The following is a 25,138-nucleotide window of genomic DNA, read 5'->3' as shown; positions in this document are numbered from 1 at the left end:
TCAAGATATACCTCAATCTTGCCTTTGCCTTATTGCTTGGCTTTGCGATGCTGGCGATCAGTCAACTCACTGAAAGTTTGCCATTTGCCAGTTGAGAAATATCGTGTGATATAGCAGAGGTAAAGAAGAGAATGGACTTAGATTCTGTAGAAAAAACAGAGCATTCATCAATAGGCCCAGTCCAAAAAGCACTACTCATCTTGACAACAGCACTGCAGGGTCAAAATTACTTAGGTGCTTGGTATATCCCGATGCTTTTTAAGCTTGTCCCTCAGAAATTCCATAGAAAATTAGCGTTTAATGTTTTAGCAATCAGCCCTCATTACTACCGACTACATGAAAAGCCAGAAGGGATGTCTCGAGATCAGTTCATTCAATCTGCGCATGAGACGAGTATTAACAGCCGTCAGCTTGTTGCCAGAAAGTATATTCAACCTCATCTAAATACAGACATGCTTGTTCTTGACTATGGTTGTGGTCCAGGGTACCTAGCCAGCGAAGTATCAAAACACTGCCAACAGGTCACGGCTATAGATATCTCAAGCGGTGTAATTGCCTGTGCCAAAGCAATCCATCACAAGTCAAACATTCAATTCAGGGTAATCGAGGCAAATGATCTCTCTTCGATACCTGATTCAAGCCTTGATCTCGTCTATTCTACTGCCGTTATGCTGCATGTGAGGGACGATGTTTGTAGGCAAATTCTATCTGAGTTCATGCGAGTTTTGAAGCCCGAGGGGAAAGCTATTTGTGAATTCCTGACCACTCAGGGACGAAGCACTGACGGTCTGCCAACGAACCATAATGGTTCAGAGCAATCCAGATCTTTATTGAAGAATGTGAAAGAGAAATATAGCCTTCTCGTTGTTCCGCGGCCCTTGTCGCTGATTGAAGAAATTATCACGGGTGTAGGGTTTGAATTTCTTACTCGTCTCAACAAAGATGAACCTGAAGATAAAAATGCTTATTACGCTTTTGGACAGCAGAAGTTATAGAACCAGCACAGGGCATTTGACGCCTTGAAGAGTTTTAAAGCTCGGGGCTCACAGCAGAAATATGCTCTGTTTTGAGAGGGTTTGCTCTCTTTGAAGGAGTTTGTCTCTACCGCTCTTTTAATTCTTGCTGGAGTCGATCGTTTGCGATCGCAAACCAAATTTGCTCCCCTCGCTTTCCCTCCAGCTCCGTCCCCCGATACATGGTTAGCTGCTGCTGAAACTGTCGATCAACATCACGATAGAACTTAGCTTGATTAACTCGCGCCTTACGCAACTGTACATCCCAGCCTTTTCGAGTAGAGGGACCATAGCGTCCGATGCGCTGGCGAGACGAAGGGCTAATCGCTTCTAGAGCATCCACAACCTCCGTTCCCACCTGATCCCACTCAGCTCTTAACTTGGCATCGGCAGCACCTTTCGTTAACGGGCGTCGAGGATAACGCGGATACTCCAAATAAAAAGCCTCGTTGGTCACCTGATTGAAGTAGGTCAGACCGGTATTCGTTGCTCTCAAACGCTTGAACAGCTCTCGCTTGCGACTCTGCTCATCTGCCGAAAAGCCTTGAGGTGGCGTCGGTGCAGGCTCGGGGCTTTCGGTCGGCTCAGACGTCGCGGGGGACTGCTGCAGCCAGCTATACACCGCACCAAAGGCCAGCGCACCCACCGTAATCATGATGGCAACAATCACAACGGCTTGCAGAAGTTTGACCAATCCATTACGGAGACTATTGCCGATCTTCGCGACAGGACCAGGACTCTGAACTTGAGCAATAACAGTCTGCTGGGTCAGGTACGGGTTCTCCACCGCCGTTGCCGGAGGCATAGTGTTTGGAGCATCAGGCGGCAAAGTCCCCCGTGAATCGTTGCCGACATCAGCAATTTCTAAGGGTTCTAAGTCTTTCAGGACTTGAGCCGCAGCTCGGTAGCGCTTAACAGCATGGGAGGCCACCATTTTTTCCAGTACGGCAGCAAAGCCTGGGCTGAGATTGACGAACGGCTGCCACTTAAAGGTGCAGGTATTGGCATCAAAAAAGTCCTGTGGCTCTTGCCCCACGAGCAGCACGAGGGCGGTGACGCCCAGAGCGTAAATGTCGCTGGCGGGTGAGACACGGCCCAGTCGAATCTGCTCTTCAGGGGCATAGCCCGGTTTGCCGATTAGGGTCAGCCCTCCACTCGGTGCCTCTGCCCCAAAGCGACCCAAGCTGGCAGTAATTTCTTTGACCCCGCCAAAGTCGATTAGGACGGGTTTGCGATCGCAAGTCCGCCGCATCAAATTATCAGGAGAAATATCACGGTGAACCATCCCCCGACCGTGGATATAGTCCAGCACCGGCAACGCCTGCCGGAGGAAGCTGGCCACCTCAGACTCAGAGAAAGGCTGCTGTCGCTGCTTGAGCAGCATCTGATAGGTTTGGCCCTCAACGTAGTCCTGCACCAGATATAGAGCAGGCAGCTCCGTAAACCATTCCCTAAACCTCGGAATCTGCGGATGCTCAAGGCGATATAAAACCTCCGCCTCCCGATTAAATAGCTCCTTCGCCTTCTCCAGAGCCGCAGGACTATCCACGGATGGCGCAAACACCTTAAGGACGCACCGTTCATTGAAGCGATTACTATCTTCAACAAGATAAGTCTGGCCAAACCCACCCTGCCCCAGCGCCTCGACGACCCGGTAGCGATCGCAAACCACCTTCCCAGGGCGAATCGCTCGCTCAAGCTGTTCACCACATCGCTCACAAAAGCGGTGACTAGAGGGATTAGGGTGTCCCCGACTGCAGGACAAAAGAGTCGTCATCAACTAGGCGAGAACGTATGGACTAAAAAATGTAGAGTATGGCCGATCAAAAGCAATGCCCCCTCAGGGATCTTAACAGACACCTTGATTGACCGACTTGACAACAAAATCAGCAACAAGCGCATATTTCACTAGCAAAAACTGCATATCACAAAGCCTCTGCCTCTGAAACGGTCAGTATGGCTACAGAATCACTTCGGGCAAAACGAGAAGATTTGTTAACATCTTACGATCGACAGCATGAACAGCTTCATTCCCGTTCTCTATTCAGCATTACTGGGCCTACTCGCCGGGGCCAGCCACGGCGTGCTCTCCCATCAAGCCGATTTGCCCCTGTCCTTGACCGAACAATTTCTGACGCCACTCCAGATCAGTTCCATCCCAGAATAGTAAAAAAAGATAAAGAGTATCTGTTGATACAAAAATAACTGAGACCATAAAGCCAGAAGCTTCCTAGGAGTTCACTTTATGAGTTATCAATCATCTGCAGGTACAGGCGGCATTTCCTCCGACTTAGTAGTCGTTGCCTCCTTAGCCGTAGCTTTCTCAATGTTTGTCGCTGGTTACACGGCAACACGAGCATCACTCAGCGAATCCTCGAGTCAGATCACGGCTGATCTCAAGGATACAGAGATCAATGTCGTGGGTCACGAAGGCACACTTTGGGAATCGGTGAGCCAGCCCGCACAGTAGATCGCTCCAAGCAAAGAGGCATCCGTTCTTTCCATTTTCAAATCAGCCCACCCGATTTAAGGCAGCGTTGCGTTAGCTGTGGACTGAGAAAAGGAGCGAGCCTGAGCCTCTTGCCCCTCAGCACTCTGAGCGCGCACAGCGCGAAACATTCCAAATCGACATAGCCCTGCGCCAAATGCCAAGCGCATCAGCAGAATGGTCGGGATTTCTCGCGTTGATTTAATCAAGCCAGATAGACCAAAGCGAACCAGTCCGCTGGGACGAGCAATCCCCTGCCAAATGGAGTCAAGCCAAGAAGGCAGCGTTTCGGCCGTCCAATCCGCAGCAATCACATGTCCTTCGACAAATCCTGTGGCCGCTAAGCGTTCAGAGAAGCCCTCAATGCTGGAAAAAGCCGGGTGAGACCACTGATCGAGAAGCTGCCGCATCACAGGCTTCTCCCAGAAATTAAGAGGCTTTTGGCGGTCATCCCGCTGGTTCCAGTCCGCAACCACAAGTACCCCCCCGGGCTTAAGCACCCGCATCAGTTCTCTTGCAAAAATATCTTTGTCAGGCATGTGTGGCCCCGCCTCCACAGACCAAACCACATCAAAGCTTGCATCCGGGAAGGACAGCGCCATCGCGTCATCCACTTTAAATGTGGCCGTCAGACCTGAGGGCGTTAGTTGCTGAGCGCGCTGAACCTGTTGCGGGCTAATGGTAACGCCCGTCACATCAAAGCCATAGTCCTGGGCCAAAATTCGGCTACTGCCGCCGATGCCGCACCCCACATCTAAGACAGTGGTGCCGACTGGAAGCTGCTCTAAGCCTCCCCAACGGACCATTTCGTGCACAAAGTCAGCCTTAGCCTGCAAAAATGCTTTTCGGCGAGGGGGTGAACCATAGTGTCCGAGATGGATATGTTCGCCCCAATAGAACTCTAGTAGCCCATCTTCTGTCCATTGGTCGTATGAGTTGGCGACAGAGCTAGACGATTGGTACCGACGAGCCGTGACTAAATAGAGCGCCACGGCAGTGATTAAGAGAGCTAGCAGAATCCCCAGAATAGAGAGCAGTGTGGTCATGTAGTATTCGGCCTTTTTAAATTATTGTGAACATCTCCACTGTTTTTGTCTACTTGTGGAAATCATGACTTTTTGTGATGATGCAGCCGAAACTTTGTCTAACGCTGAAGCGCTGCGGACCCTATTTCTAGAGACGCAGACGCGAAAGAAGCCGTAAGCAAGGCAGAGAGATTGATGCGTAGAACGTCTCTGAGGGATGTATTTAGAGAGGCATTAGATCGCCAGGAATCGAATATTTCACTGATGCTGCTCAATGAGTCGGAGCACTTTCTCTATATCGACAGCCCCCTGGTCGTCGAGGGGAACATCAAGAATGTGGCAAAAGCCCTCAGATAGAGTGGGAGGAAACTGATTGAGTAATTGGGCATAGTCAATAATCACGTCCATGGGCACTGTACGCTCACGATTCTGGTTGCGAGCAATGCAGTCGGTCACTGGCGTTTGAAACACCCAGCCAAGCCATTGGACGGGGGGAGGCGTGTTATCTCGTAAAAAGCTGGTGCGCCACTTGCGTTCTGCATTGGTGGCGTCATAGATCACAGACCACTCTCGCCCAATAGCATCCTGGAAAAGCTGCTGAACTTTATGTTCAATGGCAGACCAGTCCCCCTGAATAACCGGATCATCGTAGAGCTGTTCTCGAATCAGATCTGGGGAAATATGAACAGACTGAGGAATACGGGCCAGCAGTTGATGAGCAAAGGTGGTTTTGCCCGCACCCGGAATCCCAATTAAGAAATGACACAGTAGCTTACTCATTTTTTAAAGCTTGACGCGCTAGCTTACTGTAGGTCTTTGCTGAAGTATAGGGAATATCGAGTCCGGTGGCGAGAGTTGACCAGTGACCGACTGACCCAGACGGAGCCAAGCTCTACAGACGATCCAGAGATATGAGAACGGCCATCGTCTTGAATGCATCTGTCTCATCTTTAGCTTGAAAAGCGCAGTTCCATTGTCGGATATTGGCAGTGCTGTATCTGCGGGGGTATTGCTGCAATAATGGGGAAATTTGCAAGTGTTATGCGCCCCCTGCTCAGCGGGTGCATTTGAGTTTATTAGGAAGCAATTGTTCGATATGCGTACCCATTACTGCGGTGAACTTCGGGGGGACCACTCTGGTCAAACAGTCACGCTTTTCGGCTGGATTGATCGGAGACGGGATCACGGTGGCGTTATTTTTCTCGATCTGCGAGATCGCAACGGCATTGTCCAGATCGTTAGCGACCCGGAACGAACGCCAGAGACTTACTCACTCGCAGAGGATATACGCAATGAATATGTCATCAAAGTGCAGGGACGCGTCTCTCCCCGCCCGGAGGATTCGCTCAACCCCAATCTGCCCACAGGCGAAGTTGAAATCTATGCCGATCAGCTTGAGCTTTTAAATTCTGTTCAAAAGCAGATGCCCTTTCAGGTTGCGGCGGCCGATACTGAGTCTGTTAAAGAAGAACTGCGGCTCAAGTATCGTTACCTGGATCTGAGACGCGATCGCATGCAAAAGAACATGCTGCTCCGGCATCAGATCATCAAAACGCTGCGGCGCTTTCTTGAAGATCAGCAGCAGTTTATCGAAATCGAGACGCCCATCCTCACCCGCTCTACCCCCGAAGGGGCCAGAGACTATCTGGTGCCCAGCCGCGCCAACCCTGGGGAATGGTTTGCCCTGCCCCAGTCGCCTCAGCTCTTTAAACAAATGCTGATGGTGTCTGGATTTGATCGCTACTACCAGATTGCTCGCTGCTTCCGGGACGAAGATTTGCGGGCCGATCGTCAGCCCGAGTTCACCCAGCTCGACATGGAAATGAGCTTCATGTCTCAGGATGAAATCATCGCCCTCAACGAGCAGATGATGCGGCACCTATTCAAAACCGTGAAGGGCGTTGATTTACCCGAAACCTTTCCGCAGATCACCTATGCCAACGCAATGGATCGCTACGGCACTGACCGCCCCGATACTCGCTTCGGGCTAGAGCTGGTGGACGTTTCTGATCTGCTCCATGATTCGGGCTTTAAGGTCTTCTCCGGTGCCATTAAGCAGGGCGGTACGGTCAAAGTGCTGCCGGTGCCCAACGGCAATGACGCCATCTCAAACGTTCGTATTAAGCCCGGTAAAAGTGGCGATTTGTTCCGGGAAGCCGCAGAAGGGGGGGCAAAGGGACTGGCCTACATCCGAGTCCGGGAAGACGGTGGCATCGACAGCATTGGAGCCATTAAAGATAACCTCAGCCCCAAACGCACAGCAGAACTGCTTGAGCGCACTGGAGCCAAGCCAGGGCACCTGCTCTTATTCGGAGCGGGTCCAACAGAGATTGTGAATGCCTCCCTCGCACGACTGCGACTCGCCATTGGGCAGGAGATGGGCCTCATTGACCCAGACCAGATCAACTTGCTCTGGGTCACAGACTTCCCGATGTTTGAGTGGAACGCGGATGAAAAGCGCCTAGAAGCCATTCACCATCCATTTACGGCTCCGCTACCTGAAGATCAAGAGGATCTGAAGACGGCTCGCGCCCAGGCTTACGATCTGGTCTACAACGGTTTAGAGCTGGGCGGCGGTAGCTTGCGAATCTATCAGGCCGATCTTCAAGAGAAAGTGTTTGAAGCGATTGGTCTCTCTGATGAGGAAGCCCAAGACAAATTTGGCTTTTTGCTAGAGGCGTTTAAGTACGGAACGCCGCCCCACGGCGGGATTGCCTTCGGAATTGATCGCCTTGTTATGTTGTTGGCTGGGGAACAGTCGATTCGAGATGCGATCGCATTTCCTAAAACCCAGCAAGCCCGCTGTCTCCTCACTCAAGCTCCATCTACTGTAGACTCCAAACAGTTGCAAGAGCTTTACATTGCTTCCACCTATGAAGCGGACAATGAATCAACTAAGTGAGACAATCACTAACTTATCAACGTAAACTCCAAGCCCACCTGCGTATACATGATTAATTCATTCACGACACTCACAGCCAGCATTGCCTTGTCTAGCGGAATTGTTCTTGCTTCAATAGGACAACAAGCACAGGCTGTCAGTCTAAGCTTCTCCGGTAGCCTAGCAACAGATGATGACGTCTCTCTATTCAACTTTACGGTTAGTGACCGAAGTCAAGTCACAATCGAAACGCTCTCCTATGGCGGCAGCACACTTAGCGACGGCACCGAAGCAGGTGGCTTTGACCCCATCCTCTCTCTCTTTGACAGTAGCGACAGCTTCATTGATTTCAACGACGACAGTGGGTTCGGCCAATCTGATCCCGTGACCGGATCTGCCTCAGATTCTGGGTTACGTCCTATCCTTGATCCAGGTAGCTACACCGTTGCCGTGACTCAGTTTAGAAACTTTTTTAACTTTTCCCCTGACTTGACTGGAAATCTGTCAGACGGCTTTTCGCAGCAGGGGCAGCCCAACTTCACTAGCATCTTCGGCTGTGATGCAGGCCAGTTTTGTGACACAAATGCAGATTCTCGCACCAATAAATGGGTAGCGACAGTGCAGGTACCTGAACCCTCAAGTATTATGGCTTCCGGTCTCCTCTTGGGGCTGACTCTAGCGGCACGAAAAAAACGCCAACAGTCGTAGAGCTTAATGTAAGGGTGGTCCTTACCTCTTTTGAGATTGCCCTACCCCAGGCCAGAGCCATTTGAACTCACCCACGGTCTACACAAATACAAGTATCAATGGCGCTCTAGAGTCTGCGCTGCTATATGTAAGCAGAAACATCCTCTTTACAATCGTCAGCTAAGTAAGATAGCGATCGAAACCGTAGACCCACCAACTGCTCATAGAGTGGATTGAGCTTGCAGAGTGGCGGGATATGAACCACTTTCTTGCCAAACAAAGTCACCGTGCGCTCAAAGGGGCACTGGGACGGAATCATAGAGCACAAAAACTTGGCAACTTTAGGATCTTGGACTTCAAAGCCATCCAACCATTGTCGAACAGGTTTCAAGACGTCAGGTGCCTGTTGTCCTGATGGCTGCGCCTCAGCTGGGAGATCAGAATGTTCACCATCTAGAGTATGGCGGAGCGAATCGAGGGCATCGACCTGGAGGTTCAGGGCCTTGCCGAACCCTGTTAGTAACTGATCTTCTTGGCTAGAGTAAAGACCGTCGGCTAAAGCAACCATCACAGCCGTTCGTAAAAAGTTCTCAGCCGTTTGCGGATCATCGCCTAGCCCTGCCGCTAAGTCAGCCGCAGAGATCGGTTCAAAGGTCTCTATCTTGACCTCAGGCACAGGATCTTGAGAGATAAGTCCTTCAATCAGCGCTTGCTCTTCGGCATCGAACTGCCCATCGGCCCAAGCCACCGTGAGTAACCCACGCAACCAAATCGTCACTTGTGCAGGGGTCGGCGTAAATTGAGTGCTAGTTGTCATAGAAGTGTGATTGCGCGACAAAGCATAATCCTAGATCATCAAAACACGACTTGGCAGCGTTCAAGGCTACTCAGTTTCAAAATGTCGCTAAATCAAGACCGTTATAAAGACTCATCGTTTTCTCAACACCCTGCGTAAGACTCATTTCCACGGCCTGGACAACGCCATCTAGAACAGCAGGCAGCACCTTCAGCTCCTGCGGCGCAAAGCGGCCCAATACGTGAGAGATCATATCTTTCGACGGTCCAGACGCCTGCGGGTTGCTGATGCCGATTCGCAGCCGCGGGAAATCTTGAGTCCCCAGATGAGAGATGGTTGATTTCATCCCATTATGACCACCGGCTGAACCCGACAGTCGCAACCGGATTTTACCCACCGGCAAATCCATGTCGTCATAGACCAGCAACACAGACTGCGGCGACAGCTTAAACCAATCCAGAACAGCTCGGATAGACTGCCCGGATCTATTCATGTAGGTTTGGGGCTTCAATAGCCGAATGCGGTGCCCTGGCATCGCCATGCCGTCGCCCACTGCCCCTTGAAATCGACGCTGTTCTGCCAGCGGGATCTGCCATCGACTCGCCAGTCGATCAATAGCATCGAAGCCAATATTATGACGCGTTCTGTCATACTTGCTGCCCGGATTACCAAGACCGACAATCAGCGAAGGGATCACTAAAGAGGGGGGACGGGTCGGCATTAGGTTTCTGAGGGGGTGGGGGCCTCTACTGTGGTTTCCTGAGGATCCATTGTGGTGTCTGTGGGTGACTCAGCAAGCTGGGGCGGTGTCTCAAGCGTTGCTTTCATGGGTTCGCTGAGGGTGTCATTCAAGCGATCCGCCTCACGCTTGAACTCTGTCTCAAACTCTTTAGAGGCATCTTGGAAGCTTTTTAGGCCCTTACCCAAACTTCGGCCAATCTCAGGCAGCTTCTTGGGGCCAAAAATAAGGAGAGCCACAACAAGGATCAACACCATTTCTGGTAGACCAATGCCAAATACGTTCATGGGGACTCCTCCTGGAAAAATGATTGCCTTACCTTGAATTCTAGAGCATCGCTCTGCAGGCGGGCCGATAAAAAGCCCCGGCAGAACCGGGGCTAAGATATCAATTTTTCCGCTAAGGCATTAGGAGCAATCGCGGAATAGGACAGATGCCCTAGCCGCCAAGGCTAGACCAGCTAACGCTTGCACCGTCCAAGATGATTGAAGAATTGTAGATCTCAAGCAGGATCAACAATAGCAACGCCATCGCAATCATAAATCCAACCATGACCGGAGTTGTTCCCCAGCCAGGAACGAACTTGCCTGCTTCGGAATTGAATGGCTTAAGGATGTCGCCTAACCAGGTTTGTCTTGCCATAGGTCACCTGTAACAATAATAATGAACAAAGTTTTTTAACATTCGTTAATATTATAAAGGAACCTGACTCAAAAAATTATGCAACTCTCAGACCCGGCAACAGTTCTTATCATTACTTTGGCGGCAACCGTCATTGCATTCACGGTCTACGCTGTATACACAGCCTTCGGTCCGCCAGCTCAGGCACTCGCTGATCCCTTTGAAGAACACGAAGATTAATTGTAGGGGATCAAGTCAGATTCATCTGGCTCCCTCTGCTGTCCTGCGGCAAGAAGGTGCGATCGCAAGGTATCTCTGCCACGGGTTCAGTAAGCGTAAACTCGCCTGACTCAATCCACTGTTTAAGCTCTATTGCCACCTGTCGCGATAAGTGGAGACTCGCAAGGGGAGCTGTGCGAACTCGCTTGCGTTCAATCGTTAGTGAACCTGACTTTAGCTGCGCATAGCTCACGAGTCCAAAGGTCGGTCTCACCCGTCGAGGAATTGAGAAATCGATCACAGGTGCAACTAGCTCTTGGTCGCTGACGGCGCAGGCTTGAATCACGGATTCATCCAGCACGGGTAGGGGAACACCCACGCCTAGCATGAGCGAGGGGCCATAGTTTTTGAAATGGCAGCCCCGAACCCACTCAGAGTTCATCTGCTTGGCATCACCAATCAAAGCTAGCGTCGCGGCGGGGCCAATGGGAGTATTGTTGGCCAACCTTTTCTGCAGCGGAAAATGCTGGGTACCTTCCCAGGTAACGTAGCCAATTCCGCCCCCGAGAAAAATTTTTGTACCCACTCCAACGAGTCTTAGCTTAGGGTCGTTGAGGAGAGGCGAAAGAGCACCGGGATTTGAATAAACCGCATTGCCCAACTGAGGCTGCAGCGGTCCCAAATAGGTATTGAGGAGCCGATCGCCTCCGTTGACGCCCACTAGAAAGTTTTGATAAAGGTTACGCGGATTAAAAAGGTAAAACTGATTGATGCTCTCGCGCGTGATCAGCGTGTTCATGGCCGAGCGTGGATAGCAGTCTGTGCTTTGGCCTAGCGCACGCAGCGGCAGAGCTTTCCCGGCAATCAAGTCTTCGATGACATGCCCACCACCCCGCTCACGAGCATCTTCTCCATCGTTATCGCTAATACCGGTCTCAGCAGGCTGAGAGGCACCCAAATAAAGATCGACAGCACCAAAGCCAGAGTAAGCCAACACCCCATCAATCCAGCACTGACGAATTTTGATCGGCGGATCGGTATGTCCCAAATTGAGAATAGCGCCGGAGGATTCCATCGGTTCAAAGGTGCCAGTGGTCACCACATCAACCTCTTGAGCCGTTTGGGGAACGCCGACTTCTGCAACCCGAGCCTTGAGAGCTTCGACAGTCAGCACGTTAACCGAGCCCTGACGAATTTTGTGATTGATATCAGCAATCGTGCGCAGGGAAGTCATATCGTGATTGCGGCACCCGCAAGAGATGGAAGTCTGCCCCTATCTTACGGCTCGGAAGCTGAGTTATGGGCGGTCTTGGATAGGGACAAAAGAGGTTCTACTCTCCACCGCTAGGCTGCACAGGAGAACTTGAGGGGAAGCGGCTTGGCAATCCCGAATCCTTGTACGTAGTCAACTCCCATGCTTTTCAGCCTTTTCAGCGTGATGTCGTTCTCGACGCATTCAGCAATAGTCGAGATGCCCAGCTCATGACTGAGGTGATTAAAGCAGTCCACAATGGCGGCGTCGGTGTGACTGCTCACAAGCTGCTTAATAAATCCACCATCAATTTTGAGATAGTCGACCGGTAAGTTTTTCAAGTAGGCGAGGGAACTCATGCCGCGTCCGAAATCATCGAGAGCGAAGCTGCAGCCCAGCTGCCTCAAGGATTGAATAAACTGAGCGGCCTGATCGAGATCGGAAATAGCAGCGGTCTCAGTAATTTCAAAACAAATCGTCTCGGGCAGAATCTGGTAGCGAGCCAATTGATCCTGCAAAAATGTCAAAAACTGAGGGCTGTTGATGCTGGTGCCCGACAGGTTGATGTTGTAGAGACAGCGAAGATTCTTGGCCCTTGATTGACGCGTTTGATAGTGACGACAAAAGGTCTCAACCACCCAGCGATCGATCATGGGCATTAAATCATAGCGCTCAGCCGCAGGGATAAAGTCCATCGGCAGAACGAGCGTTCCGTCGCTCTCAACGAGCCGCAGCAAGACCTCGCAATGGATATCAGGGTGGGCAGCGATTAGAGGGCGGATGGGCTGACTATAGAGACGAAAGCGACCCTTCTCTAGAGCCTCATGAATGCGAGCAACCCACTGGCGCTCATTGCGCTGCTGTGCGAGTTCTTGATCGGTACTGCGGTAGATATGAAGATTGTTTCGCCCCTTTTGCTTGGCGGCAAAGCAGGCTGCATCTGCCGCACTGAGAGCCATTGGTGCATCGTGGATATCGGCGTCAATGCAGACCAGACCAATGCTAGCGCTGACGTTGAATCGTTGGCCCTGCCATTTGAAGGGGGTCTCTTGTAGCCGTTCTCGTAGGTCGTCTGCCGTTTGGGAGGCTTGCTCTAAGGAGCATTGATGGAGCAAGAGGCCAAATTCATCACCGCTGAGGCGCGCTAAGGTATCTGTTGATCGCGTCCATTGCTTCAATAGGTTCGTCACCTGCTTGAGTAACTGATCGCCGGCAACATGGCCACAGGTATCGTTGATCACTTTGAATTGATCAAGGTCGATGCAGCACAAAACGCTTTGTTGATCCGTGTCTTTGACTCTAGTAATCGTCTCGATCAGCTTTTGTTCAAAGGTTCGTCGATTCATTAACTGGGTCAGACTGTCATGGGTTGCATGCCAAGAAAGATCCTGTTCTAGCTGATGAGACTGGGTGACATCGTTGAAAACAACCACAGTGCCGAGGGGCTGCCCATCTTGGTTGTGAATGGGCATGACAACAATGTCGACGAGGTGTTCACTACCGCCTTGATTGAGGAGCAGACCCAACTGGTATTCACGGGCATCTGGCCGTTCTAGCGGGCTGATCAGGGGTTGACGACTGACCTCATCAACGACCCGAAAGACCGTCATTAAAGGATGGGACTGGGCCTCTACTGTAGACCACCCGGTTAGGCGTTCGGCGGCGGGGTTGAGGGTCTGAATTTCGCCCTCTAGATCAACGGTAATCACAGCATCTCTGACAGCCTGCAGCGTTACTTGAGCGAGGGATTGTTCATGAGCCAGCACAGCTTCTAGATGATGACGCTGAGCAATTTCTTGCTGCAGGGTGTCATGGAGGGCGGGCTGACTTTGCTGTCGCTGCTGCAGCACCTGCTTGAGACGACGTTTTTCGGCGTCGGCGCGCTGTCGCTTGATCAGTTCGGCTTGGGCAACGCTATAGAGATCGCCTTGACGAATTGCGATCGCAACCAATGTACTCAACTGCTCTAGTGTCTCCATCTCAGCAGCCTGCCACTGCCGAGGGGCCGAACAGTGCTGCACCACCAGTAGCCCCCATAATTGAGCCTGCTGAGAACGCCCCTGAAGAGCGCTAGCAGCCCAACCACCAAGCGTTGAGGCCTGTTGATGGTCCTGGAGAACGGGCATGATCAGATGCGAGCGAGCCTGGAGTGCCGTCAAAAAATTACGATGGTCCTCTGACAAGTCACCGTTTTCTGCAGAGGTGACGGTCAGATCGGCAATCGCCTGTCCTGCACCTTTTAAGTAGGATTCAATCCAGTCAGAGCTTGAAGAGCGAGCGTCAATTTCTGTCCCCAAAAGCGAAGGAACTCCGGCCCCCGCCGACTCCATAACCACCATGCCGCGCCAGTCAGCACCGAACCGACAGAGAATCACCCGCTCCGCTGCGAAAAAGTGCTGCAGGTCAGTAACGGTGGCCTGCAGAATTTCGCTAGAGCTAAGCGACCGCCGCATTCGCAGTGTTAAAGCGGCTAAAAGGGCGTCGCGGTTAGCCGAAATCTCGGTAAGTGGAGGGTCTGAAGCCAACGGTTTTGGGTGATCTGCAGCTTGAGACGATGAATCATTGGATGACATAGCCGAATGAAACCTGAGTCGATGTTCTTTGGCCCATTTGCATAGGCTTCCCCGCTGCACTATGAATCTGACAGAACTAGGCCATTATTTAGAATTTTGTTACTAAATTTGAGATTTTAATCGGTGCGGACCGACTCTCGCCTGAACACGACAGAAGACATAAACCCGGTAGCATCTCACTTTAGCTAAAGTATTGCACGGCCTTCTCCCTAAATCCCTCTCCTAATTCTGAGCGCGGGACTTTAAGCGCTTTTATATGGGAATACAGCTTTATTTCGAAGACATCGCTCCTAATTCGGAGCGTTATTCTGCGCCGAAAGCTCAAATAGCTCGGGTACCGTCACAAATTGATAGCCACGTTTCTTAAGCTCTTTGATCGCCTGAGGCAGCATAGAGGCTGTTTTGAGACGATCCCCACCACCGTCATGCATGAGGATAATCGCCCCTGGTTTAGCACCTGCGAGAATATTAGCCAAAATTCTGGATGACGAGATACGGGAGGTGTCTCCTGAATCCTGAGACCACATAATTGAGCTGTATTTGTGGGCGTTGGCATATTTGACAAGGCCATTGTGGAGCTTGCCACCTGGGGGCCGGAACAGGGCCGTCTTTACGCCCGTTTCCTTGTAGATGATGTCCGCTGTTTTTTTCAGTTGAACGGCGGCCTCTGCTGATGAAAATTTGTGATAGCGATGATTCCAGGTGTGATTGGCTAAAACATGTCCCTCAGCAACGACCTGCCGAAGCTGTTCGGGATAGGTCTGTACGTGCAGGCCAACGACAAAGAAAGTGGCCCTGACGCCGTGGGCCTTGAGCGTGTAGAGAATATTATTGGTGACCTCAGGCCACGGACCATCATCAAAGGTGAGGGCAATATATTTTTGATCAGGTTTTAGCTTGACGTCTTTAATGGTTTTGCCCACAAACTGCGGCGGTACAGTGACGTTGTACAGCTTTTGCTTCTCTGCTTCAGCAATGAGTCCAGCGGTGTGAGCAAAGGCAGCCTCTGATTCCGCTATGAGCGTTGCTTGGCTGATGGCGCTGGGATTCACCAAGTTTGGCACCGCGGTGCGTAAACCCGTGAACTGCCACACCAGTCCCCCGATCCCCAGTAGCGCTGCCCCCACAACAGCTAAACTCCAGGAACGATTATTACTCGTCGAGTAGGCCATTTTGATCGTCTAATTTTTGATCGTCTAATTTTGGAATTTTTAAAGAGCTAGAGCAGCACAGAAAACTAAATAAGTGACCCACATTCCCCGACATAGCATAACACTGGGAAGCCGAATGCTAGGGCCGTGAACGCAGTGTCATACACTGTGAATCAAAGACTTACGCCCTGTTTTGGCGAATAAAACCTTTAATCATTATTTTAGATACGGTCTATGTCTGCTTCACCTGCCGCTACGGTGCCAACTGCCCAAAGACGCCTGCGTTCTCTTGATGTCTTTCGAGGAATTGCGATCGCAGGTATGCTCTTGGTCAACAAGGCTGGGATCACAGCGGAGGTCTATCCCTGGCTAGCCCACGCAGACTGGGATGGCTGGACTTTAGCAGATCTTGTGTTTCCGTTTTTTTTATACATCGTTGGCGTGGCAATGGCCTTTTCCCTGGCAAAGTATACGTCAAACAATCAACCGACCCCGGCGGTCTACTGGCGGATCGTGCGGCGGGGGCTGCTGCTGTTCGCGCTGGGGCTGCTGCTCAACGGCTTCTGGTCCTACGACCTCAGCACGATTCGAGTGATGGGCGTTCTACAGCGGATTAGCTTGGCCTATGTCGTGACGGCGCTGCTGGTATTGAAGCTACCGCGCAAGGCTCAGTGGGGAGCGACAGCAGTTTTGCTGATCGGCTACTGGCTGGCACTGACAGTGATTCCGGTGCCAGAGTATGGGGCCGGGACTTTGACGCGGGTCGGCAATTTTGGGGCCTATATTGATCGTCTGATTATTCCTAGCGCTCATCTGTATGCTGGAGACCAGTTTGAGAATATGGGCGACCCGGAGGGATTGTTCGGGACTTTACCTGCGATCGCAACCACTCTACTCGGCTACTTCACAGGGACATGGCTGCGAACCACGGCTGTAATCAAAGGCGTACGGTCATCAAGCCAAAGCACCACATTGGCAATGTTCGGCCTCGGTAGCCTAGTGGTGGGACAGGTCTGGAGCATCTGGTTCCCGATCAACAAAAAGCTCTGGAGCAGCTCTTTTGTGATGTTCACGGTGGGGCTGGCGCTGCTGCTGTTGGCCGCCTGTTACGAACTGATTGAGGTACGCGGTCAAAAACGCTGGGGTAAACCGCTAGAGGTGCTGGGACTTAATTCGATTTTTATCTTTGTTGCGTCAGTCTTGGTGATTAAGCTGCTCGTGAAAACAAACATCGGCTCTGGAGACGAAGCGCCATCGACATATACATGGATCTATGAGCATGTTTTCTTGAGCTGGTCAGGCGCAGCCACGGCAGGCTTCTTGTTCTCCTTTGCAACTCTGCTATTTTGGTGGGTAGTGGCCTACGGTCTGCACTGGCGGCGGTGGTACATCACTGTTTGAACAATAGCTTCAACATTTAGGAGGGAACAGCGATGCTAAAGTGTCGAACGCTAATTCTGGTAATGGGATTGACGCTGAGTTTTGTCCTCTGCTCAGCACTTCCCGCACGAGCGACTCAATGGCAGCAGGTGGCAGAATCAGCCGAGGGTAATGTACGTCAATACATCGATACTGATTCTATACAACGATCAGGGAGGTTTGTGACTGTAGCCAGCTACATGGAAGCGATCCAGGCTACAGGGACTGAGACTGAGAATTACACCACTGAGTATGATTGTGAACGCGATCGCTACCGAGATATCGAGCCAGAGCAGCAGCCCAGCAAAGGCAACTGGGAACCTATTGAGGATGATCCCCTCAATGAAGCAGCTCGACAATCAGCTTGTGACCAGTAAAATGTGCGATTGATACTAATATTTTCATCCCATCTTCCTTGTCTCCATGACTTTTGAGCACAAACCCCGCATTTTGTTTTTGTACGGTTCCTTACGGGAGCGTTCCTACAGTCGCCTTGCAGCAGAAGAAGCCGCGCGAATCATTGAAGAGATTGGTGCAGAGGTCCGTTTCTTTGATCCTCGGGGACTGCCGCTGCACGGTGCTGAACCTGAAACCCATCCTAAAGTGCAGGAACTGCGGACCCTTGTGCAGTGGTCAGAGGGGCAGGCATGGTCGAGTCCTGAACTCCACGGCAATATTTCGGGCTTGATGAAAACTCAGATTGACTGGGTGCCCCTAACGCTAGGCGCAATCCGGCCCACCCAAGGGAAAACGCTAGCGGTGATGCAAGTCTCTGGCGGATCCCAATCGTTCAATGCAGTTAACTCAATGCGCCTATTGGGCCGCTGGATGCGGATGTTTACCATTCCCAATCAATCGTCTGTTGCCAAAGCCTATCAGGAGTTCCATGAAGACGGCACGATGAAAGACTCTGCCTATCGCGATCGCATCGTAGATGTCATGGAAGAACTCTACAAGTTCACCCTACTGCTGCGGGACAAGGTCGATCATCTCACCGATCGTCATAGTGAGCGCAAAGCTGAAGCCAGCAAAAAAGCATCTGAGACCTAATGCCGTCTTGGCCTCCTACTCGCTACCTTATCTTTGAAGCCAGTATCGAAAAACGAGCAATTGAAGCGGTTTCTTTGAACAAGGCTGCCGATCAGCCTGCAGGATGCCGCAGGCAGAGCTATCGGAGACAACAGTGGATTATCCTCAAGAATCATTTATGCCACACGAACCTTATTCCACACTGATTGAAACTCTTCTCGGTCGCTACTTGAGCGGTGAGTTTCTGTCCAAAGAAGCTTTACAGCATGCCTTCGCAACGGAGTGGCAGCAGTTAAGTTCGCAAATGACTGTCGAGGGAGAGCTGCTAGAACGCTGTTTATCTGAGCGAGAGCAGGAGCTTCAGGCTCAGGCGGGTCAATTTTCAAAGGATCAAGTCCCAGCAAAGGTTGAGCGCTCATGTCGTGGCATGAAAATGCTGCAAAAGGCTTGGGAAGAGCTAGCCGTCAAAACACAGAATGCAACGATCATTACCGCTGCCACTCAAAAAATTGTCGCAGCTCCAGACAAACAACAGGCATTGCTTGCCTTACTCGGAGAGCTAGATCTCAATCGCACCCCTATCTTTACAAACCAGGATATTGAGCAACTGGCTGCTGCACTCAAGCAAAGCGGGCAGAATCGTAGTCTCGCTGCAGCGCAGGATCTCAAGCAGGTCACTTCTGGCCTCAAGAAGGGCTTGGCAGCTTGTCGTCGGCTGCAGAGCCATGTCACCGGCTGGATTTTCGATGCCCCAACGAGAGAAGCGGGTTTTCAAAGGGGCCAAAGCCCTTGGGAGTTTTGGGCTAGGAAGCTGGACGCAACTCCGACCCAAACGACAAACGCCTTTTTTCAGGCTGAACCGGCTCAGCCGTTGGCGCGGTTATCTTTAACCCAAACATTGTTCAAGCTCATTGCTCAGCAACAGATCTCTATTCAACAGTGGGCAGCCCAAGCCTCGACCTGTCAGTTGAGTGACTGGATTGAGCTGATGATTGTGATGCGGTTCCTGCAGCGGGGGTTAGTGTCATGGTTTGATCAGCAGGCCTATGACACAAGAGTGGGGCCAAAACTCTCGATCTCGTCATATCTGACGTTTGCCAGCATCTGGTCTGAGCTAGCGGTTGGGACCCGGCAACTGGCTCAACAGCAAAGCTTTTCCGACGCATACTTCCAGATCACGCTGCAAATTTTACGCAGCTTTGCTCAGCAGTCCTATTTCCCGCTCTACGGTGGCGTCTTTGCGGCCTTTGACGGTGGCTATCTGAATATGACCCTGGACTATCTAGATGTCCCGCTTAAGCAAGTGGAGGGAACCCATGAGAAAGCCCGCATTCTGACGCTCCTCGGCTACTCTCAAAGAGCTTTGGGACGCAATCAACAGGCACTTGACTTTCATCAGCAGGCTTTGGATGTTGCTCGAACGGCCAAAGATAGAGCCTGTGAGATTGCCAACCTCAATCACCTCAGTCGGACTCATATCTCTCTGAAGGAATATGCTCAAGCGATTGATGACAGCCAGCGGGCTTTGATCCTCAGTCGTGAGCAAGGTGATCGTCGAGGTGAGGCAAATTCGCTCACTAATTTGGGGTTCAGTCAAGTTTGCGCGGCGCAGCAACTAGAGCAAGCGGATCCAGATCGCTACGTTATTTCTATGCGCTATCTTCAGCAGGGATTAGAGATCGCAGAGAAGTTAAACGATCTGCAGAGTCAGGCGTTGTGTCACAGCAGTCTAGGTATTGCACACCTAACATTGTCTCAGCCACAAGAGGCGATCCGTGCCCTTGAAGCCGGTTTAGGAGCCGCAAATCTGTCAGGCGACTCGTATCTTAAGGGATTGAACTTCACTAATTTAGCTGAAGCCTTTCATGTTTTAGAACAGCCCGCGTCTGCAATTCATTACGGTTGTCTGGGGATGTATCTGCTCAAGCAAATTGAGTCTCCTGACTGGTCTCAAGCCGCAGGATTGCTCACTGTGCTCAAAGGAAAAGTCGGTGCAGATGCTTTTCAAGATCTGCTTCAAGAGCAGCGCCCTAGAATCATTCAAGAAATTGGAGTAGACGGATATGACTTTATCCCTGAGCTGCTGGCTCAATACTAGTCAACATCCTCTAAAGATTAATTTTCCCCTTCGTTATCAACTGGTAACCACCGACAAAGCTGGCCGTCGATAGGCAGAATTGCCACAGGCTTGTGGGCTGTAGGACAGCTCGACTGCTGACGAAGACAAGTAAAACACCTAGCCCCATTGCAATCCAGCCAAGGGATTTCAGTTCTTTGGGAAAGAAGAATAGAGAGATGATACCGCTCGTAAGACACAGTACGGAGGAGTCAGCAGCAAGCCCGCGCCACCAGTAGGGAGAGACATTTGTCGTGAAGTAGATGTTTTGGCCCAGTACGTATAAGCCAAGCAATACAAGCACTAATCCCAAAAATCTGCCGAGAAGTTTCATGCGCTGTTGATCACCGTATGCTGACTAACTTAGTTTTCCCTAACAGCAGAAAGTTTTACGACAGGGCCTTGACAACACATTCGTAGGGATTACAACGCTCTCATCTATTTAGTTAAGAGTCTTGAGTCTTTGCTGGTATTTGTCATATGCAATATTGACTGCTTGCATATTAGCTTGAGCATGGGTGCAGATACTGGAATCAGGATGGTGTCGCTTCGCAAGTTGATAATATGCCTGCTTGACGGCTGTAGGTGTTGCGTTTTGATCTACCCCTAATACTTGCCACCATTCGCCCACTGCTTGCTTATTCTCAGGCATGAAGGTGCATGCAATGTTCTCTAGCCTTTGGAAGCAAAATTGCTTGTTGGAGAAGATTTGAGCTTCCAGTCTCAATAGGCTCTCTTTAGAAAATTTAGGTGAGCACAGCGAAAGTCCCATCTTTGCCTTGAGTTCCTCTAGCTCAGAATCGATCTGAAATTGGCGAAATCTTCGATCAAGAGATTGACCAGTAAGAATTTGACTTGTTGCGTTGCTTGCACCCGAAGGAATGTTGAGGTTCTTTTTGAGATGCTCTAGGTCGTCGTCCAACTGCCACTCTAAAAATTTTTGTGCCAAAGGGTCGTTGCCAAACTGATTCTCTAGAGCTTCTATGTTTAGCTCTAAGAGTGCTTGAGTATAGCTTTCCTGCCAAGACACTCTACTGTCCATACGCTCAAAGACTTGAGATGCAGGTTCTTTGGTACCTCCTCGATCCAGACTTTTCAGTAAACCATACACTGCTAGTCCAACAACTGATCCTGCAACCGTCAGAGGAGCCAGTCCCAGGCTAATAGCAGTTCCTTTCGCGGCTAACCCCATACCACCGACATGGAGGGAAACTGCTGCTCCACCCAAGCCTCCTAATGCAGCCGCGCTCAGCGCTGATGCATCACCCTCAACAACCGCCCGGAAAAGACCGTAGCTGGCAGCACCTGCTGTTGCACCAGCAAGGGTCACAGGCGTCATGCCTATGCCAATGGCAGTCCCAGAGAAAGCTAATCCCATGCCTCCAACGTTGACTGATACCCAAGAACCTGCTGCTGCACCACCAGCAACAAAGGCTGCTCCTTGACCCAAATCGTGCGCCATTCGTTTTTGCTCTAGACATTAGCTAAAGATTATGTTGCCTATGTCGTTCTCCACATCGTGAAAAATACTGAAATCTGTGGGTTTCAAACGGATATTGACGTCTTTTTAAGGAGCAGAGCCAGAAACTAAATCTAACGAGAGTCGATAAAGATATCGTCGAGAAACACCAAGGATTGAGGCCAGTTGCCGACTTGCCTGCGAGGGCGAGATGCCCTGATCAATTAAAGTTTGTAGCTTTTGTCTTAGTTCGTCATCTGTGTGGACAGTCTCTACAATTGGTTTGCCAGCAATGATCAACGTATATTCTCCCCGTGGATTTTGAGTTTCGTACTTTGAGATCGCATCCTCCACCGTCCCTCGCCAAAAGGTCTCATGGAGCTTTGTAAGTTCCCGCGCAATCACGATCTGCCTATCAGCCCCCAACGTTGTACATAAATCCTGCAGCGTTTGCCGCAGTCGATGGGGAGATTCATACAGAATGATCGTCCGAGGTTCTGCTTCAAATTGAGCAAGATGGTCCCGTCGCTCAGCGCCCTTAGCGGCTAAGAAACCTTCAAAGCAAAAGCGATCGCTGGGCAGTCCAGAAGCGGTTAAAGCCGTTAATGCTGCACTGGGACCGGGAATAGGTACGACATTAATATTGGCTGCCACGCATGTCTGGACAAGCTCATAGCCAGGATCAGAAATTCCGGGTAGACCTGCATCGCTGACGAGGGCTAAGGACTGTCCCTGCTGCAGTCGGGCGAGTAGTTCAGGTGCACGCTGCTTGTGGTTGTGTTGGTGGTAGCTAATCTGGGGTGTTTTGATTTCGAAATGATGCAGCAGTTTGCCGGTGTGACGGGTGTCTTCAGATGCGATCGCATCCACCATCTTCAGAATGCGAATGGCTCTAAAGCTAATATCTTCGAGGTTGCCAATGGGAGTCCCCACCACATAAAGCTCACCTAATGAGTGATCGGGAACCTGCGGCATCATAAAGTCCTGAAACGTAGAAAGGGCAGGTGTAACACCTACCCTTATCTTAAAATTAGTTCAGCTCAATAGCTGAAAATTTATTAATACCCCCAAGGGAATTCGAATCCCTGTCGCCTCCGTGAAAGGGAGGTGTCCTAGGCCTCTAGACGATGGGGGCCTGTTTGTCTTACGACCTTACTAAGTTAGCGAAAGAAGATACCTCTGTCAACGGGCTGAGTCCGATTTTCTAAGGCATTGACTAAATTTAGTGTCAGACTCCAGAGCAGCTTAACCGGACTCTCACCAGTCAGCCCTAAGAATGCCTTAGGATACAAGTGAAATCGGGTACCGCACTACAGGCAAAGTTGATCATGAAGCTCGGTAAATCACTCCCTCCCTCCGCGATCATCTCCCTCGGTAAGTTTGTCTGGACAACGATGTGGCAGGTGATGATGTCTCAGATGGCCCCACGCGATCGCAAAGGCTCTTACCTACGTCCCGCCAGCCAGTTTCGAGACACCATTAGTCCCGAATCAGATCATCCCTACCCGCCAGAATCAGGGCGATATCATCTCTACGTGGGTCTCGGCTGTCCCTGGGCACACCGAACGTTAGTGGTACGCACCCTCAAAGGATTAGAAGAGGCCATTGGCGTCACCGTCGTTGCGCCTTCAGCAACAGCAGGCGGCTGGATCTTTGAGTCAGAGCATCAAGGCTGCAAAACGCTAAGAGACCTATACACGCTCGCAAAATCGGGTTATCAGGGACGAGCAACGGTGCCGGTCCTTTGGGATCAAAAGACGAAGACAATTGTCAATAATGAAAGTGCTGAGATCATTGTGATTCTCAACTCTCAGTTCAACGAGTTTGCCCAACACCCTGAACTGGATCTGTATCCTGAATCTCAGAGTTCAGACATTGAGACCTGGAACGAGAAGATCTATCCCGCCATCAACAACGGCGTCTATCGCTGCGGCTTTGCTCAGACTCAAATTGCCTATGACGAAGCCTGCGGTCAACTGTTTACAGCTCTGGATGAAATCGATGCTGCCCTGGCGACCCATCGCTATCTCTGTGGTGATCACGTTACCCTAGCGGACGTAAGACTATTCACGACGCTGTATCGATTTGATACAGTCTACTACGGCTTATTTAAATGCAATCGCCGCCGCATTAAGGACTATCAGTATTTAGGCGCGTATTTGCGAGATCTTTATCAGCTTCCGGGGGTTGCTGAAACCTGTAATGTTGAGGCAGTGAAGCGCGATTATTACGGAATGTTGTTCCCACTTAATCCTGGCGCAATCATTCCGGCTGGCCCTGACTTAGAAGACTTGAGGGTGCCTCATGGTCGTGAAAGCGTTAGTCAAACACCTTCTGCGGTTTAAGGCGAATTCTATTCGCTAGCCTTAACGACAATACATTTGTAGAGTTTGCAACGCTTTTGTCAGTATCCTCGTACATCAGATTCTGCTGCACTTCAAATTTAAATCAACGCATGTTCGGGCGTTGTGGAAGCTTTCAGCAAACTACCGACCTCTAGATTCCTCAACTGCGCTTAAGATATCTTTCTGCGATACGTCTGACTTGAAGCCTTTGATATCAAAGGGAGATTCTTTCGTCTTCCTAGCTCTTACAGAGAACGTCGTTCCATCTCGTCTCTTTATCAAGACTTCCTCTGACTGTGCCTGGTTTAACAGTTCTGATAACTGCTGACGAGCTTCTGAATATGTGTAAACTCTCATCTTCTACTCCAGTATTTCTATATTCATAGTCTGTGCCACCGCCTTTAGCCGTTGATCGAGCGTTATAAGAGGGCTTGATAAAGCCAATGCACACTGCAGAAAGTAGGCATCGTAAGCATAAATATTTTGTTGAATAGCTATATCTAAAGCTTTAGGAATATCAACTTTGGCAAGACTGACTGGAATTTTCTGAGTGATGTGATAAATCGCTGTAACATCATTCCCTCAATCTGATGCCTTTTTACCATTGCCGATAGTGCGTTACCTATTTCATAGGGCAAGATTTCTGGAGCATAAAGCGAACAGCCTTCTGTTACTTCAATAATGCGGTCTTTGCTTTCTTCCTCAAGCGTCACTGCCAAAAATATATTGGTGTCTGCAACAATATTCATTCTCCAATTGTACAATTGTCTAAAGCGAGTATCAACGGTTCTTTCTTACACTGCGTTAACAGATGCACCAATTGTCTGGTTCAATCTTCTCTACTACGGGACAGAATAGGGTTTTGGTTGAATATCACGTTTGAGATAGAGCGGATGTCTTGGCTCTCCTTTCTGGGTCAGACCTAGACAGTGGAGTGGACCTACTTCAGCTAGCAGCTTGCTCGCAACTTTCCCCCGATTTTGATACTGCCCATGATTGCCCCAGGCCAGCAGGATCATCTGGGCCGATCGCGCTGACTCTATGAGGATGCGATCGCAACTCTCCCCCACCGGCTTTTTAGCTTGACGTAGTTCTGCTGGCTTTGAGGTGCAATAGGCAAACAGATTGACCACTTCTAGCGCCCCATAGCCCCAGGACTGAGCAAACCGAATACAGCGCCGAATTGTCGGATCATTGGTCTGGGCATCCGCTCGGCTGGGATTGAGCATCACGAACGTGAGCAAAGAACCTCGGGCATCCCACCGCCGCCACAAGCGGTAGCGATAGGCACCCGAGTCATCAAAGGTCGCGCCAGATTCTAGCAA

26 protein-coding genes and 1 tRNA gene are annotated in these 25,138 nt (G+C 50.6%); 11 read left to right on the top strand and 16 right to left on the bottom strand.

Features of this window, described 5'->3' with window-relative positions:
- The first annotated feature begins 131 nt into the window (after positions 1–131).
- On the top strand, positions 132–995 hold the full coding sequence (locus C1752_RS16915; protein WP_110987231.1) for a class I SAM-dependent methyltransferase: 864 nt from the start codon (positions 132–134) through the stop codon (positions 993–995).
- 106 nt (positions 996–1,101) lie between these two features.
- On the opposite strand, the gene C1752_RS16910 is transcribed toward C1752_RS16915, so the two are convergent.
- On the bottom strand, positions 1,102–2,790 hold the full coding sequence (locus C1752_RS16910; protein ID WP_110987230.1) for a protein kinase domain-containing protein: 1,689 nt from the start codon (positions 2,788–2,790) through the stop codon (positions 1,102–1,104).
- 240 nt (positions 2,791–3,030) lie between these two features.
- Here C1752_RS16910 and C1752_RS29010 point away from each other — a divergent pair, with 240 nt between their 5' ends.
- Together C1752_RS29010 and C1752_RS16905 are read left to right on the top strand one after the other, a co-directional pair.
- The gene (locus C1752_RS29010) at positions 3,031–3,180 is read left to right on the top strand and encodes a hypothetical protein (RefSeq protein ID WP_199464429.1); all 150 of its coding nucleotides are present in this window, start codon (positions 3,031–3,033) and stop codon (positions 3,178–3,180) included.
- Between the two features lie 78 nt (positions 3,181–3,258).
- Positions 3,259–3,483, top strand: a complete 225-nt coding sequence (locus tag C1752_RS16905; protein WP_110987229.1) for a hypothetical protein — start codon at positions 3,259–3,261, stop codon at positions 3,481–3,483.
- Positions 3,484–3,539: 56 nt separating this feature from the next.
- Here C1752_RS16905 and C1752_RS16900 read toward each other — a convergent pair whose 3' ends face one another.
- Both C1752_RS16900 and C1752_RS16895 read right to left on the bottom strand, forming a co-directional pair.
- A complete protein-coding gene (locus C1752_RS16900) occupies positions 3,540–4,547 on the bottom strand; it encodes a methyltransferase domain-containing protein (protein WP_110987228.1) in 1,008 nt (335 codons plus the stop codon).
- Positions 4,548–4,784: 237 nt separating this feature from the next.
- Positions 4,785–5,306, bottom strand: a complete 522-nt coding sequence (locus C1752_RS16895) for an ATP-binding protein (RefSeq protein WP_110987227.1) — start codon at positions 5,304–5,306, stop codon at positions 4,785–4,787.
- Positions 5,307–5,622: 316 nt separating this feature from the next.
- On the opposite strand from C1752_RS16895, the gene aspS reads away from it, so the two are divergent.
- Positions 5,623–7,428 carry an aspartate--tRNA ligase gene (aspS, locus tag C1752_RS16890; RefSeq protein ID WP_110987226.1) on the top strand — a complete coding sequence of 602 codons (1,806 nt, stop codon included), beginning with the start codon at positions 5,623–5,625 and terminating at the stop codon, positions 7,426–7,428.
- 48 nt (positions 7,429–7,476) lie between these two features.
- The gene (locus tag C1752_RS16885; RefSeq protein WP_110987225.1) at positions 7,477–8,115 is read left to right on the top strand and encodes a DVUA0089 family protein; all 639 of its coding nucleotides are present in this window, start codon (positions 7,477–7,479) and stop codon (positions 8,113–8,115) included.
- Positions 8,116–8,236: 121 nt separating this feature from the next.
- Here C1752_RS16885 and C1752_RS16880 read toward each other — a convergent pair whose 3' ends face one another.
- The 4 genes from C1752_RS16880 to psbH all read right to left on the bottom strand — a co-directional run bounded on the left by C1752_RS16880 (position 8,237) and on the right by psbH (position 10,271).
- Complete coding sequence (locus C1752_RS16880) at positions 8,237–8,911, bottom strand: Mo-dependent nitrogenase C-terminal domain-containing protein (protein WP_110987224.1); 675 nt, start codon at positions 8,909–8,911, stop codon at positions 8,237–8,239.
- Positions 8,912–8,987: 76 nt separating this feature from the next.
- Positions 8,988–9,611 (bottom strand): aminoacyl-tRNA hydrolase, encoded by a 624-nt coding sequence (gene pth / locus C1752_RS16875; RefSeq protein ID WP_110987223.1) that lies wholly within the window; start codon positions 9,609–9,611, stop codon positions 8,988–8,990.
- Complete coding sequence (locus tag C1752_RS16870; RefSeq protein WP_110987222.1) at positions 9,611–9,916, bottom strand: TatA/E family twin arginine-targeting protein translocase; 306 nt, start codon at positions 9,914–9,916, stop codon at positions 9,611–9,613. Before C1752_RS16870 ends, pth begins: the two co-directional genes overlap by 1 nt.
- 151 nt (positions 9,917–10,067) lie before the next feature.
- Positions 10,068–10,271: a photosystem II reaction center phosphoprotein PsbH gene (gene psbH / locus C1752_RS16865; RefSeq protein ID WP_110987221.1), complete on the bottom strand. Its 204-nt coding sequence runs from the start codon at positions 10,269–10,271 to the stop codon at positions 10,068–10,070.
- Between the two features lie 78 nt (positions 10,272–10,349).
- On the opposite strand from psbH, the gene psbN reads away from it, so the two are divergent.
- On the top strand, positions 10,350–10,490 hold the full coding sequence (gene psbN / locus C1752_RS16860; protein ID WP_110987220.1) for a photosystem II reaction center protein PsbN: 141 nt from the start codon (positions 10,350–10,352) through the stop codon (positions 10,488–10,490).
- A gap of 10 nt (positions 10,491–10,500) precedes the next feature.
- Here the strand turns inward: psbN and C1752_RS16855 are convergent, their stop codons facing one another.
- The 3 genes from C1752_RS16855 to C1752_RS16845 form a co-directional block, all read right to left on the bottom strand.
- Positions 10,501–11,694 (bottom strand): homocysteine biosynthesis protein, encoded by a 1,194-nt coding sequence (locus tag C1752_RS16855; protein WP_110987332.1) that lies wholly within the window; start codon positions 11,692–11,694, stop codon positions 10,501–10,503.
- A gap of 119 nt (positions 11,695–11,813) precedes the next feature.
- The gene (locus tag C1752_RS16850) at positions 11,814–14,294 is read right to left on the bottom strand and encodes an EAL domain-containing protein (RefSeq protein WP_110987219.1); all 2,481 of its coding nucleotides are present in this window, start codon (positions 14,292–14,294) and stop codon (positions 11,814–11,816) included.
- 290 nt (positions 14,295–14,584) lie between these two features.
- Positions 14,585–15,466: a polysaccharide deacetylase family protein gene (locus C1752_RS16845; protein ID WP_110987218.1), complete on the bottom strand. Its 882-nt coding sequence runs from the start codon at positions 15,464–15,466 to the stop codon at positions 14,585–14,587.
- A gap of 213 nt (positions 15,467–15,679) precedes the next feature.
- On the opposite strand from C1752_RS16845, the gene C1752_RS16840 reads away from it, so the two are divergent.
- From C1752_RS16840 to C1752_RS16825, 4 genes are all read left to right on the top strand, one after another.
- Positions 15,680–16,846, top strand: a complete 1,167-nt coding sequence (locus C1752_RS16840; protein WP_110987217.1) for an acyltransferase family protein — start codon at positions 15,680–15,682, stop codon at positions 16,844–16,846.
- Between the two features lie 32 nt (positions 16,847–16,878).
- Positions 16,879–17,241, top strand: coding sequence for a surface-adhesin E family protein (locus C1752_RS16835; RefSeq protein ID WP_110987216.1), 363 nt, complete (start codon positions 16,879–16,881; stop codon positions 17,239–17,241).
- A gap of 46 nt (positions 17,242–17,287) precedes the next feature.
- Entirely contained in the window at positions 17,288–17,914 is a 627-nt protein-coding gene (gene arsH, locus C1752_RS16830) for an arsenical resistance protein ArsH (RefSeq protein ID WP_110987215.1), read from the top strand.
- Positions 17,915–18,071: 157 nt separating this feature from the next.
- A complete protein-coding gene (locus C1752_RS16825; protein WP_158535119.1) occupies positions 18,072–19,991 on the top strand; it encodes a tetratricopeptide repeat protein in 1,920 nt (639 codons plus the stop codon).
- Positions 19,992–20,001: 10 nt separating this feature from the next.
- Here C1752_RS16825 and C1752_RS16820 read toward each other — a convergent pair whose 3' ends face one another.
- From C1752_RS16820 to C1752_RS16805, 4 genes are all read right to left on the bottom strand, one after another.
- Positions 20,002–20,343 carry a hypothetical protein gene (locus C1752_RS16820; protein ID WP_110987213.1) on the bottom strand — a complete coding sequence of 114 codons (342 nt, stop codon included), beginning with the start codon at positions 20,341–20,343 and terminating at the stop codon, positions 20,002–20,004.
- A gap of 108 nt (positions 20,344–20,451) precedes the next feature.
- Entirely contained in the window at positions 20,452–21,471 is a 1,020-nt protein-coding gene (locus C1752_RS16815; protein WP_110987212.1) for a J domain-containing protein, read from the bottom strand.
- Positions 21,472–21,576: 105 nt separating this feature from the next.
- Positions 21,577–22,443, bottom strand: a complete 867-nt coding sequence (gene rsmI, locus C1752_RS16810) for a 16S rRNA (cytidine(1402)-2'-O)-methyltransferase (RefSeq protein WP_110987211.1) — start codon at positions 22,441–22,443, stop codon at positions 21,577–21,579.
- Between the two features lie 87 nt (positions 22,444–22,530).
- Positions 22,531–22,603, bottom strand: a tRNA-Glu gene (locus C1752_RS16805).
- Positions 22,604–22,796: 193 nt separating this feature from the next.
- Here C1752_RS16805 and C1752_RS16800 point away from each other — a divergent pair.
- On the top strand, positions 22,797–23,813 hold the full coding sequence (locus C1752_RS16800) for a glutathione S-transferase family protein (protein ID WP_110987210.1): 1,017 nt from the start codon (positions 22,797–22,799) through the stop codon (positions 23,811–23,813).
- A 500-nt stretch (positions 23,814–24,313) separates the two neighbouring features.
- On the opposite strand, the gene C1752_RS29005 is transcribed toward C1752_RS16800, so the two are convergent.
- Together C1752_RS29005 and C1752_RS16785 are read right to left on the bottom strand one after the other, a co-directional pair.
- Complete coding sequence (locus C1752_RS29005; RefSeq protein ID WP_199464428.1) at positions 24,314–24,562, bottom strand: type II toxin-antitoxin system VapC family toxin; 249 nt, start codon at positions 24,560–24,562, stop codon at positions 24,314–24,316.
- Positions 24,563–24,655: 93 nt separating this feature from the next.
- The gene (locus tag C1752_RS16785) at positions 24,656–25,138 is read right to left on the bottom strand and encodes a DUF1643 domain-containing protein (RefSeq protein ID WP_110987208.1); all 483 of its coding nucleotides are present in this window, start codon (positions 25,136–25,138) and stop codon (positions 24,656–24,658) included.

Source organism: Acaryochloris thomasi RCC1774, from assembly GCF_003231495.1.
GTDB lineage: Bacteria > Cyanobacteriota > Cyanobacteriia > Thermosynechococcales > Thermosynechococcaceae > RCC1774.
The sequence above is the reverse complement of the archived record's forward strand: the minus strand, read 5'-3'. Positions and strand labels throughout refer to the sequence as shown.

What these genes read in the sequence shown, in the direction of transcription:
- C1752_RS16915 (WP_110987231.1), top strand. Translation starts at nt 132, where the DNA reads ATGGACTTAGATTCTGTAGAAAAAACAGAGCATTCATCAATAGGCCCA.
- C1752_RS16910 (WP_110987230.1), bottom strand. Translation starts at nt 2,790, where the DNA reads ATGACGACTCTTTTGTCCTGCAGTCGGGGACACCCTAATCCCTCTAGT.
- C1752_RS29010 (WP_199464429.1), top strand. Translation starts at nt 3,031, where the DNA reads ATGAACAGCTTCATTCCCGTTCTCTATTCAGCATTACTGGGCCTACTC.
- C1752_RS16905 (WP_110987229.1), top strand. Translation starts at nt 3,259, where the DNA reads ATGAGTTATCAATCATCTGCAGGTACAGGCGGCATTTCCTCCGACTTA.
- C1752_RS16900 (WP_110987228.1), bottom strand. Translation starts at nt 4,547, where the DNA reads ATGACCACACTGCTCTCTATTCTGGGGATTCTGCTAGCTCTCTTAATC.
- C1752_RS16895 (WP_110987227.1), bottom strand. Translation starts at nt 5,306, where the DNA reads ATGAGTAAGCTACTGTGTCATTTCTTAATTGGGATTCCGGGTGCGGGC.
- aspS (WP_110987226.1), top strand. Translation starts at nt 5,623, where the DNA reads ATGCGTACCCATTACTGCGGTGAACTTCGGGGGGACCACTCTGGTCAA.
- C1752_RS16885 (WP_110987225.1), top strand. Translation starts at nt 7,477, where the DNA reads ATGATTAATTCATTCACGACACTCACAGCCAGCATTGCCTTGTCTAGC.
- C1752_RS16880 (WP_110987224.1), bottom strand. Translation starts at nt 8,911, where the DNA reads ATGACAACTAGCACTCAATTTACGCCGACCCCTGCACAAGTGACGATT.
- pth (WP_110987223.1), bottom strand. Translation starts at nt 9,611, where the DNA reads ATGCCGACCCGTCCCCCCTCTTTAGTGATCCCTTCGCTGATTGTCGGT.
- C1752_RS16870 (WP_110987222.1), bottom strand. Translation starts at nt 9,916, where the DNA reads ATGAACGTATTTGGCATTGGTCTACCAGAAATGGTGTTGATCCTTGTT.
- psbH (WP_110987221.1), bottom strand. Translation starts at nt 10,271, where the DNA reads ATGGCAAGACAAACCTGGTTAGGCGACATCCTTAAGCCATTCAATTCC.
- psbN (WP_110987220.1), top strand. Translation starts at nt 10,350, where the DNA reads ATGCAACTCTCAGACCCGGCAACAGTTCTTATCATTACTTTGGCGGCA.
- C1752_RS16850 (WP_110987219.1), bottom strand. Translation starts at nt 14,294, where the DNA reads ATGTCATCCAATGATTCATCGTCTCAAGCTGCAGATCACCCAAAACCG.
- C1752_RS16845 (WP_110987218.1), bottom strand. Translation starts at nt 15,466, where the DNA reads ATGGCCTACTCGACGAGTAATAATCGTTCCTGGAGTTTAGCTGTTGTG.
- C1752_RS16840 (WP_110987217.1), top strand. Translation starts at nt 15,680, where the DNA reads ATGTCTGCTTCACCTGCCGCTACGGTGCCAACTGCCCAAAGACGCCTG.
- C1752_RS16835 (WP_110987216.1), top strand. Translation starts at nt 16,879, where the DNA reads ATGCTAAAGTGTCGAACGCTAATTCTGGTAATGGGATTGACGCTGAGT.
- arsH (WP_110987215.1), top strand. Translation starts at nt 17,288, where the DNA reads ATGACTTTTGAGCACAAACCCCGCATTTTGTTTTTGTACGGTTCCTTA.
- C1752_RS16825 (WP_158535119.1), top strand. Translation starts at nt 18,072, where the DNA reads ATGCCACACGAACCTTATTCCACACTGATTGAAACTCTTCTCGGTCGC.
- C1752_RS16820 (WP_110987213.1), bottom strand. Translation starts at nt 20,343, where the DNA reads ATGAAACTTCTCGGCAGATTTTTGGGATTAGTGCTTGTATTGCTTGGC.
- C1752_RS16815 (WP_110987212.1), bottom strand. Translation starts at nt 21,471, where the DNA reads ATGGCGCACGATTTGGGTCAAGGAGCAGCCTTTGTTGCTGGTGGTGCA.
- rsmI (WP_110987211.1), bottom strand. Translation starts at nt 22,443, where the DNA reads ATGCCGCAGGTTCCCGATCACTCATTAGGTGAGCTTTATGTGGTGGGG.
- C1752_RS16800 (WP_110987210.1), top strand. Translation starts at nt 22,797, where the DNA reads ATGAAGCTCGGTAAATCACTCCCTCCCTCCGCGATCATCTCCCTCGGT.
- C1752_RS29005 (WP_199464428.1), bottom strand. Translation starts at nt 24,562, where the DNA reads ATGAATATTGTTGCAGACACCAATATATTTTTGGCAGTGACGCTTGAG.